10 protein-coding genes and 3 pseudogenes are annotated in these 12,945 nt (G+C 69.9%); 3 read left to right on the top strand and 10 right to left on the bottom strand.

The features are described from left to right. Positions 1 to 51 precede the first annotated feature (51 nt). The 10 genes and pseudogenes from ACWEKM_RS43510 to ACWEKM_RS43465 all read right to left on the bottom strand — a co-directional run. A pseudogene (locus tag ACWEKM_RS43510) lies at positions 52 to 2,928 on the bottom strand (WD40 repeat domain-containing protein); the annotation flags it as partial. Positions 2,929 to 3,222: 294 nt separating this feature from the next. After that, positions 3,223 to 4,227 (bottom strand): annotated as a pseudogene (locus tag ACWEKM_RS43505) (IS1380 family transposase); the annotation flags it as partial. Positions 4,228 to 4,360: 133 nt separating this feature from the next. Further along, positions 4,361 to 5,920: a carboxylesterase/lipase family protein gene (locus ACWEKM_RS43500; RefSeq protein ID WP_451626837.1), complete on the bottom strand. Its 1,560-nt coding sequence runs from the start codon at positions 5,918 to 5,920 to the stop codon at positions 4,361 to 4,363. A gap of 26 nt (positions 5,921 to 5,946) precedes the next feature. Then, positions 5,947 to 6,585, bottom strand: a complete 639-nt coding sequence (locus ACWEKM_RS43495; RefSeq protein ID WP_451626836.1) for a GOLPH3/VPS74 family protein — start codon at positions 6,583 to 6,585, stop codon at positions 5,947 to 5,949. A 112-nt stretch (positions 6,586 to 6,697) separates the two neighbouring features. Next, positions 6,698 to 7,357 (bottom strand): response regulator, encoded by a 660-nt coding sequence (locus ACWEKM_RS43490; protein ID WP_451626835.1) that lies wholly within the window; start codon positions 7,355 to 7,357, stop codon positions 6,698 to 6,700. Beyond that, positions 7,354 to 8,508, bottom strand: coding sequence for a sensor histidine kinase (locus ACWEKM_RS43485; protein ID WP_451626839.1), 1,155 nt, complete (start codon positions 8,506 to 8,508; stop codon positions 7,354 to 7,356). Before ACWEKM_RS43485 ends, ACWEKM_RS43490 begins: the two co-directional genes overlap by 4 nt. 286 nt (positions 8,509 to 8,794) lie before the next feature. Next, positions 8,795 to 9,373 carry a dihydrofolate reductase family protein gene (locus tag ACWEKM_RS43480; protein ID WP_451626834.1) on the bottom strand — a complete coding sequence of 193 codons (579 nt, stop codon included), beginning with the start codon at positions 9,371 to 9,373 and terminating at the stop codon, positions 8,795 to 8,797. A gap of 152 nt (positions 9,374 to 9,525) precedes the next feature. After that, positions 9,526 to 9,936 (bottom strand): VOC family protein, encoded by a 411-nt coding sequence (locus tag ACWEKM_RS43475; RefSeq protein WP_451626833.1) that lies wholly within the window; start codon positions 9,934 to 9,936, stop codon positions 9,526 to 9,528. Then, complete coding sequence (locus tag ACWEKM_RS43470; RefSeq protein WP_451626832.1) at positions 9,933 to 10,517, bottom strand: dihydrofolate reductase family protein; 585 nt, start codon at positions 10,515 to 10,517, stop codon at positions 9,933 to 9,935. Before ACWEKM_RS43470 ends, ACWEKM_RS43475 begins: the two co-directional genes overlap by 4 nt. Before the next feature lie 175 nt (positions 10,518 to 10,692). After that, positions 10,693 to 11,055: pseudogene (locus ACWEKM_RS43465) on the bottom strand (transposase); the annotation flags it as partial. A 525-nt stretch (positions 11,056 to 11,580) separates the two neighbouring features. Here ACWEKM_RS43465 and ACWEKM_RS43460 point away from each other — a divergent pair. The 3 genes from ACWEKM_RS43460 to ACWEKM_RS43450 form a co-directional block, all read left to right on the top strand. Then, the gene (locus ACWEKM_RS43460; RefSeq protein ID WP_451626838.1) at positions 11,581 to 11,913 is read left to right on the top strand and encodes a GFA family protein; all 333 of its coding nucleotides are present in this window, start codon (positions 11,581 to 11,583) and stop codon (positions 11,911 to 11,913) included. Then, positions 11,910 to 12,266: a phosphotransferase gene (locus ACWEKM_RS43455; RefSeq protein WP_451626831.1), complete on the top strand. Its 357-nt coding sequence runs from the start codon at positions 11,910 to 11,912 to the stop codon at positions 12,264 to 12,266. Before ACWEKM_RS43460 ends, ACWEKM_RS43455 begins: the two co-directional genes overlap by 4 nt. A 240-nt stretch (positions 12,267 to 12,506) precedes the next feature. Next, positions 12,507 to 12,945, top strand: a 439-nt coding sequence (locus ACWEKM_RS43450; protein ID WP_451626830.1) for a transposase, incomplete at its 3' end; no start/stop codon positions are given.

Here is a 12,945-nt window from a genome sequence, read left to right as displayed (position 1 = left end):
GTCTGTCCAGAGCTGGGGCCGCCCGGACCGATCCATCCCGACATGCGCCGATCAGCCTGCTTCGCGGAGATCATTTCGCCGAGAAAACCTCAGTGAATAGAAGACGCCTTTCGTCCCGCGGTATTTGAGATAGTCATAGGTGACGTATGTCGTGTCATCCGGCGAGAAGGCAACCGTTTTCGTGATGCCACCCAGATCGCCGGGCAAGGTGCCGAGCCGGACACGCTTGACCAGGTCCCATATCTGGGCCTCAGCCTGACGATTCCGAACCGCCAGCAGTCGGCCGTCCGGGCTGAGCAGAACGTCGCTTGCGTTCGGGATGGTGAGCTCCATCCGCTTGGCCAGCGGCTCGGTGGACCAAATTTCCACCTTGCCGTCGCCGGCGAGCGCGATGGTCGACCCGTTCTGGCTTGCCACCGCCCCCGGGACCTCGAGCGTGGTCTGCTTGCCATGCAGGGTGAGACGGGAGATGTCGAGGGAACGGAACGTCCCGTCGCCGCCGACGCACCTCAGTTCGGAATCGTCGGAGGAGAACCGGAACGTGTTGGGCTCGCAGTCGCCGGAGACCGTCGGGTAGCTGAATACGGGGTCCCAAGGCAATACCCCGTCCCATAGGGTGAAGCCGACGGAGACGAGCTTTCCGCCGTGGCTAAAGTGCACACTGCCGCCGTACATGGATGTGTCCGCATAAGCCGTCGGCACCGGCCTGAATCCTTGATATCCGACGCCGTCTCCCGGCAACTCGGCGAAGAACAGACCGCGGGAAGTCATCGTGGCGACGCGGCTGCCGTCGGGGCTGAACACTACCGGGCCGGAGTAGCCCTGGGGCTTGATGTCCAACTTCGGTACGGGAAGGTCCTTGCCCGTCCGCAGGTCCACCCAAGTGAGGCCGGTGCCCAAGGTTCCAGTCAACGACAGCAGCCGTTCGTGCGCGGTGAAGGAGGGGTCGAGTGGATTGTCGCCGGTGCGCTGGAACAGCAGTTTCCCGGTGTGGGTGTTCCAGACCGTGGCGAGCCATCCGGCCTTGGATTCCCCGTGGGCCACCAGGAAGTTGCCGTGCGGGCTGAGGGAGAAGAGGTCGATCCCGGACCAGTAGGGATGGCCACGCGGGTGGAGTCCGCGGGTCTCCAGAACGGTGGTTTGGTCGTCGTCGGTGCTCACGGCGACCGTCGTGCCGTCGGCGGACAGGCGCGCGTTCCGTACCCTCGCGGCGGTCTGGTAGGAGCCGAGCTGTCTGCCGGTGTCCACGTCCCAGGTGCCGACGTGGGTCCCGCCCGCGGCGACGAGGATGTGGCCGTCGTCGTCGAGGTCGGAGGTCGTCACGTCGAACCTGGGCAGTTTGACGGCCCGTTTCTCGGGCTGGTAACGCACGGTGAGGAGCGCTGACCACGCCTCGGGGGTGTCACCGAGGCTGGCGGACGCGACGGCCAGCCGTCGGGCGAGCTGTGGGTCGGTGCTGAGGCCGGCGACCTGCGCGGAGGTGGCACGGTCGCGCTGGTGGATGACGGTCTGCCGCTGGTCGACGGCGACGACAGCGGTGGCGCTGACAACGAGCAGCAGAACGCCGAACAGGGCCATCACCGTGCGGCGGCGGCGCGTGAGATACCGACGATGGGCAAGCCCCTGTTGGAGGTAGTCCCGCTGCGCGTCCCCCAGCTCGCCGGTGCGTTCCGGAAGCCACCGCTGTGCGGCGTCCAGGGCGGTGGCGGTCGGAAGGAGGTCCCGGGGCCGTCCGGCCTTGTCCCATCGGTCCATGTCCAGCTGGAGGTTCTCGCGCCAGTCGAGGAAGACGCGGTCCGACTTGACCCGGGCACTGAGCCTGTCCCAGCTGGAGATGAGCGCCTCGTGGGCGAGTTCGACGGTCTCCACGTCGGTCGGATCGCCGCTCTCGGGCCCTGATTCCTCGTGGACCCGGCCCCGGTTGAGGACCAGGAGCCGTGCACCGGCCAGGCGCTGGGCGATCTGCCGCTCCCGGTCGCTCAGCTCCGCGCGCGTGGCGAGGCACCGGATGGGCGTCTCCGTCCCGATGGGTGTGCGCACGAGCCGGGTCAGAAGTTTCTCCGCGTGTTCCTCGTCCTCGTCGCCAACGTACTGCTTCCAGATCCTGTTTGCGTGCCCGCCCAGGGCACCGCTGACCCCGCCGAGTGCGTCGTAGGCGTCGTGGGTGAGACGTCCGCCGCGTTGGTGGTCCCACAGCTGGGCGAGGGTGAAGCTGAGCAGAGGCAGGATGCCCGGCGCGTTGCCGGCGTCGCCCAGGATGCGGTTGACCAGCACATCCTCGTAACCGATGGCCGGTATGCCGTCGACGGGCTTGGTGACGATGTCCCGCAACTGCTCCTCTCTCATCGGTTCCAGGGCTTCGATCCGCTTCTTGGCGAGAACGCCGAGGCGGGGATGGTCCAGGACGGGGCCGAGGAAGTCCGTGCGCAGGACGGCCAGCACGGAGACCGTCTGCCGTGAGGTCTGGCCGAGGGCGTCGGCCAGGGCGTCGATGTCGCCGGGGACGAAGGCTTCGTCGTCGAGGAGTTCTTCGAACTGGTCGATGACGATCAGCAGCCGCCTGACGTGCTGCACGTGCAGGATGCGTGCGGCGACCTCGCGGATCCCGTGGCGGGCGATCTCGTCGGCCACCACGGAGATCCGCGCGAACTTCTCCGCCTCGGCGCAGTCGGGCTCCAGCAAATCCAGCAGCACGGCGGCCAGGCCCCTGAGGGCGGTGGTGTGGTGGGCGGGGCGCAGGATCGCCACGGTGTCCCCCGCGTCGCGGCGCAGTGGTGCCACTCCTGCCATCGCGACCGAGGACTTGCCACAGCAGGAAGGGCCCACCAGGGTGGTCCACCGCTGTTCCGCCACCACCTGTGCGATCCGATCGTTGTCGGTGTCCCGGCCGAAGAACGCTGCAGCGTGCACCTCTTCGAACGGTTCGAGGCTGCGAAACGGCGAGGGAGGACGCGCCACGTCTGCCAGCGGAGGCCAGGCCGCGACCAGTTGACCGACGGGAATCATGAAGCCGACCGCTGGCTCGCCCAGTTCGGCCTTGGCCATCATCCCGATCACAGCGCCGAGATTCTGGTCCCATACGGGGCTGCCGCTGAAGCCTCGTGAGACGCGATAGCCGTTTCCGGCTCGATCGACCTGAATCTGGCCGTCGGCCTGCCGCCCGCGCAGGACACCCTCGTGCCAAACTCCCTGCCCACGGCCCTCGGGAAATCCGACGATCTGGGTGATGAGCTGGGCGGCGGTGGAGAACAGGCGGAGCCGCAGGCGGCGGGGCCCCCAGAGCCGGGCCTTGCCGGTCAGGGCAAACAGGGGCGTCCAGGCGAGCAGGTCGAGGGCGATCTGGATGATCTCCAGCCAGATCTGGTTCTGCGTGGTGTCGTGGAGGGGGAGGTTGCGCAGGCCGGTGGCGCGGGCAGCGCGGATGCGGTCCTCGGCACGGGCCCGTTGCCGGTGGCGCGGTTCGAGGACGGCGATCGCCTCGCCGGCGGTGTTGGTGGCGAAGCAGGTCAACCGCATGCCGTCGGCGTCGGTGAAACGCAGCTGGGCACCAGGGTGCGGCCGTTCCTTGCGCACGATCAGCCGCAGCCCCTTCGGCCAGCCCGTCAGGCAGTCGCCGGCGAGTTCGGCGGCCCAGGCGCCGTCGCGGATGTCGCCGTCGGGTTCGACGGCCGGTGTCCAGGCCGAGGCCGGGACCTTCAGGACGGCGGCGTGGATGGCGTCGGTGATGGTCATGCCGACCGAGTACGACAGCCACCGTCCGCGCTTCGCGAGCCAGGCGACGAACTCGTGGGTGCCGCCGCCGGAGTCGGTGCGGATCAGCGTCTGACGCCCCCGCCGGAGCCGTTTCGGCAGCTGGGCCAGGGCCAGTTTCGTGGCCTCGATGTGGTCCGCGGCGGTGTTCGAGCCCGCGTTGCCGGGCCGCAGCAGGCCCACGACCGGCTCGCCGGACCCGCCGCGGCCGTGGTCGACGAACCCCATCAGCGGGTGGTGGCCGAACGTCTTCTTCCAGGTCGCGGCGGCGTCCTGCTTCTCGGAGTGCGCCAGGCCGAGGACGCCGTCGATGTCCACGATCACCTGCCCGTCCGCGTCCGGTGCCACATCCCCTGCCAACCGCCATACCTGTTCGCGCACTTCGGCACGGACGGTGCGCAGCGCGGCCAGGACCCGCTGCCCGCCCGAGGCCAGCTTGCCGATCAGGCGGGAGACTGTGGGGTCGGAGGCCACCGGCCGGACTAAGAAGGCCGGGCCCCCCGAAGTGGGGTGGGGTCGCCGGTGCGGTGGCGGGCGGGGGCGGGTTTGTGGTGGGCCGCGGACCGGTCGTGCGGTTGGGCGGGGTCCTCGGCGGTGGTTGTCCCGGTGGTCACCCGAGGGCGTTCCAGAACGTGCAGTGGTGGCGGGTCTGGGTCGTGTGTGTGGGGACGATGTGGTCGGGTGCCAGGGACTGTGTGGTCTGGCGGGACCAGTGCGGTGAGGACGGGCCGTTGGGGTCGGCGGTTCGGGCGAAGCGGGTCCAGTAGTCGATCATGGTGTTGGCCAGGCGGTGCTGTGCCGCTGTCAGGCTGCGGGGGCGGCCGCCGAGGTCGAACAGGTAGGGCAGTTCGCTCGCGTGTGGTGCGCCGAGCGGGAACGGTGGCGTGCCGGGGATGAGCAGCGGGGCATGCTGGTCGGCGAACTCGTAGCGCCAGACGGGCACCTGGGTGGCGAGGAGGGTGTCCGTGCGCGCGGTGGGGCAGGCGAAGTCGGCGTCGCCGATGACCGCGCCGAAGACCGGGCCGCCGTCGGTGGGGTGCACCGGGTATGCGCGGACGATCGCCTTCGCTTCCCCCGCGGCGGGGAAGAAGGTGGCTGCGACATCTGGCCAGGTGTCAGGGGTGACGGGATGGCCGGCCCGGATGATCCCGGCGGCCCAGCTGTTGCCCTCGTCGTGGTTGTTGCCGAGGAGTACAGGGACGTGGTGAAAGCGACCGGCGGCGATGGCCGCCGCGGGGTCACGGGGCAGCAGAGGCGTGGCGTATGCGGGCTGCTGGTCGGTGGTCTGGGCTTTGAGCAGACGGGAGACGGGCACGCGCCGCAGGCAGCCCATGACGTCGTGGGCGGAGTTGCAGCCGACCTTCGCCGTGAGGTCCGCGCCCGCGGTACGCGCCGTGGACAGCGGGATTGAGGACGGGGCGAACAATCGGCCGGCGCGGCCGGTGCACGGGCCGCTCTCGATGATCGCCCGGTCGAAGAGGCCCGCGGCGGCGGGTGAGGCGAGCTGGGCGCAGACGCTGTAGCCGCCCGCCGACTCGCCGGCCAGTGTGACGTTGTGCGCGTCGCCTCCGAAGGCGCCGATCTCGGCGCGGACCCAGCGCAGCGCCGCCTGCTGGTCGGCCAGGCCGAAGGTGCCGGAGCCGGGCAGTGCGCTGCGGGCGAGGAAACCGAGTGCTCCGAGGCGGTAGTTGACGGTGACGACCACGACGTCGCCATGGGTGGCCATGCGGTGGGCATCGTAGGAGGAGCCCGCTCCGGTGGTGAAGCCGCCGCCATGCAGCCACACGATCACCGGCCGGGGGTGTGCCGGTCGCGCGCCGTCGGGCGTGGTGACGTTCAGGCGGAGGCAGTCCTCGTCGGTGCTGCCGCCGGGCACCTCACCGGCCGGCTGCGGGCAGGCGTTCGAGGGACGGGTGGCGTCCCGGACCCCGTACCAGGGGGCGGCATGGTGGGGCGGCGCCCAGCGCAGCCCGCCGATCGGGGGTGCGGCGTACGGGATGCCCTCGAAGGTGCGGTAGCCGTCGTGGGCGGCGCCCCGCACGAGGCCGTCGTGGGTGCGGAGCGTCGTGGCGCCATCGGGCGGACCGGGCTGCGTCGGCGGTTGTACGGACCAGGCCGTCGCGAGGACGGCGGTCAGGGCGCAGCACAGGGTGGTCAGGACGTGGCGCATGGTCATCGTCTCCCCGTTTCGTTCGGTCAGCTGCCGCCCATGCCGCCCTGGGCGGCGAGCATGGTCGTCGGCAGGTCGCGTACCGCTTTCTCCAGGCCGGGCGCGAGGGCGGCGAGAGCTGTCGTGCAGGCGTCGATACGGGCCCGGTAGGTCTTGCGGTCCTGCCGGGAGACGACCGAGTGGACGCCGGCCGCCGCGGCCAGCGCCAGCAGCGCGGTGTCGGCGGTGGCAAGGCTCTGCACGGGCTCGTCCCCGCGCAGCGCCGCGGACACGCGGGCGTGCAGGGCGGCGGGCACGGCGCGGTCGGTCAGGGTCAGCCGCCGGGTGCCGAAGGGGGTGCGGGGTTCCTTCACGGTGAGGACTCCGGCCGCGGTGAGGTGGTCTTCCACCTCCGTCAGGGTCCGCTTGCGGTGGGTGCGCGCGAGGTGCTTCCAGCCGTGGCCGCCGGCCGCGTCGTGCAGCATGCCGTCCAGGGCGGGGGCGCCGGTCGGTTGGGTGCCGAAGACGGTGACCGTGCCGTCGTCCTCCCGCAGCCGGCCGCGCAGGGCGAGGTCGACGAGGGCGGCGGCCCGGAGCAGCACCTGGGTCCGGGGGCGGTCGTAGGGGCCTTCGGCCGCGTCGTCGTAGGCGAGCAGATACATGAGGCAAGGCAGGTCGTCGATCACACTTCGACGCTACGGCCGGCCACCCCGCCCCTGGATCGGCCGTGGGAGCGGTCCGGCACTGGGAGTACAGGAGGATCGTAGCCCTGCCTCCTCCTTGAGGAGGAGGCAGGTGTCAGGGGTGGCGCGGCTGCACGAGGCCGTGATCGTAGGCGGCGACGACGGCCTGGACGCGGTCGCGCAGGCCCAGTTTGCGCAGCACCGCGGTGACGTGGTTCTTGACCGTGGCCTCCGACAAGTGCAGCCGTTCAGCGATCTCGGCGTTCGACAGGGCCTGGCCGATCAGGGTGAGCACCTCCCGTTCGCGACCGGAGAGGTCCCGCAGGGAGGGCGGCGGTGCCAGGTCGGGCGTGGTGCGCAGGAACCGGTCGAGGACGCGGCTGAGCACGGTGGGCGCCAGCAGCGCGTCGCCGCGCGCGGTGAGGCGGATCGCGTCGACGAGCTCGGTGGGGCGGATGTCCTTGAGCAGGAAGCCGCTCGCCCCGGCCCGCAGAGCGGCGACGACGTGCGCGTCCACGTCCCACGTGGTCAGTACGAGCACCCTGGCCGGGCTGCCGTACAGCGCGATCTGCCGGGTCGCCTCGATGCCGTCCACGACGGGCATGCGTACGTCCATCAGCACCACGCCGGGTGCCAGTTCCCGGGTCAGCCGTACCGCCTCCTGGCCGTCGGACGCCTCACCGACCACCTCAAGGTCGTCCCGCGCATCGATGATCATGCGGAACCCGGTACGGACCAACGCCTGGTCGTCGGCCACCACCACGCGCAGCGTCATGGCGCCTCCCCCACGGGCAACTGCGCCGTCACCTCGAAGCCTCCTTCGGGCAACGGCCCGGCACGCAGGCTGCCGCCCACGAGCCGGGCACGTTCCTTCATCCCCACCAGCCCGCGGCCCGCTCCCACCGTGGCCGGACCACCTTGCCGGGTACTGCCGTTGTCGACCACAGTGACCTTCACGCACTCCCCTTCGGCCGTCACTCGCACGCTCACTTCGTCGGCACCGGCCGCATGGCGCACGGTGTTGGTGAGGGCCTCCTGGACGATCCGGTATGCCGCCAGGTCCACCGCGGCCGGCAGGGTGTCGGTTGCGCCCTCGCAGTGCACGTGCACGGTGATCCCGGTCGCACGCACGCTGTCGGCCAGCTCCTGCAGACGCGCGAGGGAGGGCTGCTGCCCCAACTGATCCCCAGCCGCGCCCGCCCCCGCGTCGGGATGGAAGGCCCGCAGCAGCAAGCGCAGTTCGCCCAGTGCCGAGCGGGCACCCGTTTCGATGGCCCGCAGCGCCTCACGCGCCTGTTCGGGCCGCTGGACGAACACGTCGTCGGCGGCGCCTGCCTGAATGACCATCACTGAGAGGGTGTGCGCCACGACGTCGTGCACCTCGCGCGCGATCCGCGCCCGCTCCTCCACCACAGCCCGGCGCGCCTCCGCCCGTATCCGGTCCTGCTGTGCCCTGCGCCACTGCCCCGCCGTCCACGCCAGGGCCACCGCCAGCAGATAGACCGACGCCCCCGCGGCGCCGGCCGCCCCGAGCGCCAGCGGCGCCGGCAGGCACATCGCCGCAAGCGCCCACGCCGAGACCCGCCGCGGCCTGGTGGCTGACAGCACGCACAACGTGACCTGCGCGGCGAGCAGCGCCCCCGACAAGGACACCGCGGGCAGCAGAGCCCACACCGCGAGCCCCGTCAGCGCGTTGACGGCCAGTACGGCCATGGGTGCGCGCGTCTGCCACCGCAGGGCACATGCCTGCGCAAGGACCAGGACCACGGTCACCGGCAGGCGTCGGCCGTGCTCCGCACCGGCGACGAGTACCGAGGTGCCCAGCACGCCGAGCACCAGACCGCCCGATCCCCACCACAGCGCCCGGGCCGCCCGGGGCGATAGCCCGCCCCGGGCTTCTCCGGCGAACGCGTGGTTCGGCTGCATGCTGATCGGCTCCACACCCCGAGCCTATCCAGCAGCGCCGGCCGGGCCGTCAGCGATGGGGCGCGTCGTGGCCTGCGTGCTGTGCTGCTGGAGAAGACCGCGTCGTTGCGTCCCGAGTGGGAGCACGGCCGAGTACTCCGAGGTGCGTGTCCAGGCAGACAGCCACCGCGCCGGGCCCCGGCGGCCCAGGGCGTGTTCAAGTTCCTGACAGGTGCGGCATGTCGGCCCGCGGGAGAGCTTCCGGGTCAGGTTCGGCTGCTGGACCTGGTGCAGTGCACGGCTGTGTTCAGCGGTGCAGGGTGGGCCGGTAGCTGAGCTCTTGGGTGTGGCCGTCGAACGTCCGGCTCTCGATCAGCTCCAGGTCGAAGTCGGCCGCGCCCTCGAAGATCGGGTCGGTCCCGGTCTGACCGCTGATCACAGGGAAGATCGTCACCTGGAGGCGGTCGACGAGCCCTGCGGCCATCAGCGCCCGGTTCAACGACAGGCTGCCGTGCGAGCGCAACGGCACCTCGGACTCCTCCTTGAGCCGGGCGACGACGTCGACGGCATCGTCGGCCACGACGGTCACGTCCGGCCATGCGAAGGGTCCTGCGAGCGTCGTCGACACCACCGTTGTCGGCATGCTTCGCATCCGGGAGTTCACCGGGTCGAGGCCGGCCTCTGGGATCGGGCCCAGCAGCTCCACGAACTGCCGAAAGGTGTTGGCCCCGAGAACCATCCGCTGCTCTTTGCTGATCACGGCAAGGCGGTTGTCAAGGAACTCAGGGCCCTGTTTTCCCCAGTAGCCGCCCCAGTCGCCGTCGGGGCCGTAGGAGCCGTAGCCGTCGAGGGTGGAAAAGACGTCCCAGGTGTAGACAGCGGTCATGGTGCTCTCCTCGAGTGCGGTTGATGGCGTGTTGTGGATACAGACGGAGTAATCGTCAAGACCTGTGGATGGGGTGGCAATGCTGCCCCGCGTTGTGCCGCGGCCGCACCGAGGGAGGCTCGGTCACTCCGCTCACCGTGCCCCCCTCATCATCAAAAGTCTGCTGCGGTGATGCCGTCGGGGTGTCCGGACGGCCACTCCACCAACTCGATCCGGTAACCATCCGGGTCCGTGAGCCACGACGTCTTCGGGCCGTGAGGGCCGCCCGGATACTGGACAGGCTCCGGCTCCAGGCCGGCTTCGGTCAGCGTCTCCAGGGTGGTGGCCAGCGTTTCCACCTGGATCGCGAGGTGGTCGAAACCGCTGCCCACGTCGACCGGTCCGTCGCCGGGGCGGTGGACCAGTTCGAGCGAGGCCGCCGGTTCGTCGGGGAACTTGAGGATCACGAGGCGAGCCCCGTCGCCGACCTCGACCCTGCCCAGTTCGACGCAGCCCAAGGCGGTGTAGAAACCGAGCGAGGGGTCCAGGTCGGTGACGCGGTAGGAGACGAAGAGCGTCTTCACGCGGCCTCCTCGGGTCGATGCACCCGGTGGCGGAGATGCGTGACGTCTCGATCCTCGAGCCGTCGGACGAGGTCGAGTTCGATGTGATCGCTCCCCAGGTGGTCGAACAGCCGTCGACCGTCCCCGAGGAGGACCGGAACCAGGTGGATCTCCATCTCGTCCACCTGCCCGGCGCGGAGAAGTGCTTGGGCCGCGCCCGCCCCATGGACCATGACCGGCCGGTCCCCTGCGGCTGCGCGAGCCCGGCGTGCGCAGTCCTCGACATCGGTGACGAAACGCGCGTGGCCGGGTGGCACGTCCCCGTCATCCACCTGGTGGGTGAGGACGAAGATCGGCACGCCGTCGTGGTGATCGCCCTGCCAGCGCCCTGCGAGTTCGAAGGTCCGCCGGCCAAAGATCACCGCGCCGGTCGCCAGCGCCTCGCGGTAGACCTGGCCGCTCGGACCGTCGGACTCCCGGTCGTCGAGCCAGTTGAAGAGCCGTCCACCGTCGCGTCCGAGCTCCTGCCCCGGCCGGTCGTCCGGGCCGGCCATACAGCCGTCGAGCGACATCGACATGTACAGCCGAATCGGATTGTTCATCCTGGCCTCCCTCTCTCCTCCATGACACCGGGATCCGGCGTTTCCTGATCCGCCGACGGGGCGGGCTTATCACGAGGAAGACTTCAGGCAACCGGCAAACTCATCGGCCCGACACGCCCGGCCTGCTGCCGGGCTGAGGAGCAGGAGTCATGACCCGTGGATCAATTGCGGTCGTTCAGGCCGCGTGGCCCTCGGAGCGTTCGACGAGATAGCCGCGCTCGAAGCGGACTCCGGCACGGACCAGGGCGACGAGGCGGGGTGCGTCCACGGCCCGCCACCGCTGCTGGGCGGACTCGACGAGCTTGAAGACCATGGCCAGGGCGGCGGCCGCGCTGCCAGCGCCCCGGGTGACCTTGGTCCGCAGCCGGACAGTGGCGAAAGTCGACTCAATCGGGTTCGTGGTACGCAAGTGGATCAAGTGCTCGGCGGGGAAGTCGTAGAAGGCCAGCAGCTCGTCCACGTCGTCTGTGATCTTCTTGACGGCCTTGGGGCACTTCGCGCCGTACGGTTTCTCGAACGCCGCGATCGCCTTCGCGGCATGCTCGCGGACCTCGGCGTCCCATGGCCTCCGCAACCTCGCCATCGGCGCCCTCAAAACCCTCGGCGCCGGGAACATCGCCAAGACCATCAGGGCAATCGCTGCTGAACCCGCACGAGCCCTCCCAATCCTGGGTATCACCTACAACTTGAATCCTTCAAGAACTTGAACAAGCCCTGCCGAAGAATCCCTTCAGCACGGTCGCTTCGCCGAGTCGGCAGGTCTCTACGGCCATCTCCTGGAGCTCCGTTGACAGAACGACCACCCCAGGAATTCGAGAACTGCGGGCCGCTTCCAAGAATCTGGGTGGGTGGGAAATCAGCGGAGAACTGAGAGTCGCCCACCGCAGGTTCATCAATTTCATCGAAGCGGCCTACGTCGCTCCGGTGAACGAGGCACAGTCTTCCTGACGGGAGCGGCGGCTCGCCCGAACCGTTGGGCGCCCGTCTCACTCCTTCGACGGCTACCACTGCACGCCACCACACAAAGGAGCACAAGTGCTGAACACATGGACTTGACAGGGAACTGTGCTCGTGCCGGCACGAGACGCGTATCTCCGGCGGGCCCGCTGTCCTGTGGGTCGGTTTCCGCAGGGACAGCCTGAGGTGGGTCGGGCCGGGCGGCGAGCCGACGTGGTATCCGAGTCGGCCGACCTTGCACCGCGGATTCTGCCCGCGCTGCGGAAGCCAACTCGTCTCGGTCGCCGACGGCTCCGACATGATCATGGTGACCGGCTTCAGCCTCGACGACCGCAGCGGCACCGACCCCGTCGGGCACTCGTTCCGCGAAGATGCGGTGCCGTGGATGACCGTCACGCTCGCCCCCGATCCGCACGCACCTCAGCCGACATCCGCATGAACGCGGGTGACGCGCAGCGGATGATCACCGCCGTGGCCGGGACGCTGGTCCTGGCGTACGGCGTGAACCCGGCTGAGGTGGCCCAGATCCCGGTTGGCACCGCGACCTTCAACTACTCGGTGACCGACCACTCGGGGCGCCGGTACTTCGCCAAGGTCTACCGCGACTGCGCCTCCACGGCGCGGGAGCGAGAAGCGGTGGAGCTCGCTGCCTTCGCGCGCAGTGGCGGCGTGCCGGTGCCCGCTGTGCATCCCACCCGCGAGGGCGCCCTGGTCGAGGTGGTGGGCCGGTTGCCGATGTCCTTGTGGGAGTTCGTGGCCGATGCTGAGAAGCCATCCGCGTTCCGAGTGTGAGCGGGTGTGATCGAACAGGGTTCCTGTTTGGGTGATCGTGGCGGCATCGACGCATGAAGGCAGGACCTCCTGGTAGCTCGGCGATGCAGTCAGCCCGAGCTTCCGGAGGTCCTGTTGTCGCAGTCTTGCGTGAGCGTGTCCGCCGCGTCCAATTCTCCTGTGTCACGGTGCGATTGCCTCGCGCACCGGTTCGGGAACGCGGCGGATCACCCGGACCGTGTCCCATGCTACGTCTCGGACATGACGGAGACCGAGTGGCAGGAGCTGCGCCCGCTGCTGCCGGTGCCGGCGTGGCTTCAAGGGCGGGGCGGGCGGGCGGAAGGCTACTGCCACCGCGTGATGCTGGACGCTGTGCGGTACATCGTCGACAACGGAATCAAGTGGGCGAACCCGCCGAAGGACTTCCCGCCGTACCGGCGGGTACACGCCTTCGCCCGCCGCTGGCAGGTGACCGGCCTGCTCGCCGAGCTCCACGACCGGCTCCGTGACCGAGTGCGGGCGAAGGAGGGCCGCAGCCCGGATCCCAGTGCGGCGGTCGTGGACTCGCACTCAGTCCGGGCGGCGGCGAATATCCCCAGGTCAACGTCGGGATGGGATGGCGGGAAGAACGTGGGCGGGCAGAAGCGGCACCTGGTGGTGGACTGTCCCGGCCTGGTACTGGCAGTGCTGGTGACCGCGG

The organism is Streptomyces sp. NPDC004752, from assembly GCF_053601275.1.
The sequence above is the reverse complement of the archived record's forward strand: the minus strand, read 5'-3'. Positions and strand labels throughout refer to the sequence as shown.

Excerpts from the sequence above, each read along its gene's own strand:
- ACWEKM_RS43500 (WP_451626837.1), bottom strand. The coding sequence starts at position 5,920 with ATGCGCCACGTCCTGACCACCCTGTGCTGCGCCCTGACCGCCGTCCTC.
- ACWEKM_RS43490 (WP_451626835.1), bottom strand. The coding sequence starts at position 7,357 with ATGACGCTGCGCGTGGTGGTGGCCGACGACCAGGCGTTGGTCCGTACC.
- ACWEKM_RS43485 (WP_451626839.1), bottom strand. The coding sequence starts at position 8,508 with ATGCAGCCGAACCACGCGTTCGCCGGAGAAGCCCGGGGCGGGCTATCG.
- ACWEKM_RS43480 (WP_451626834.1), bottom strand. The coding sequence starts at position 9,373 with ATGACCGCTGTCTACACCTGGGACGTCTTTTCCACCCTCGACGGCTAC.
- ACWEKM_RS43470 (WP_451626832.1), bottom strand. The coding sequence starts at position 10,517 with ATGAACAATCCGATTCGGCTGTACATGTCGATGTCGCTCGACGGCTGT.
- ACWEKM_RS43455 (WP_451626831.1), top strand. The coding sequence starts at position 11,910 with ATGAACGCGGGTGACGCGCAGCGGATGATCACCGCCGTGGCCGGGACG.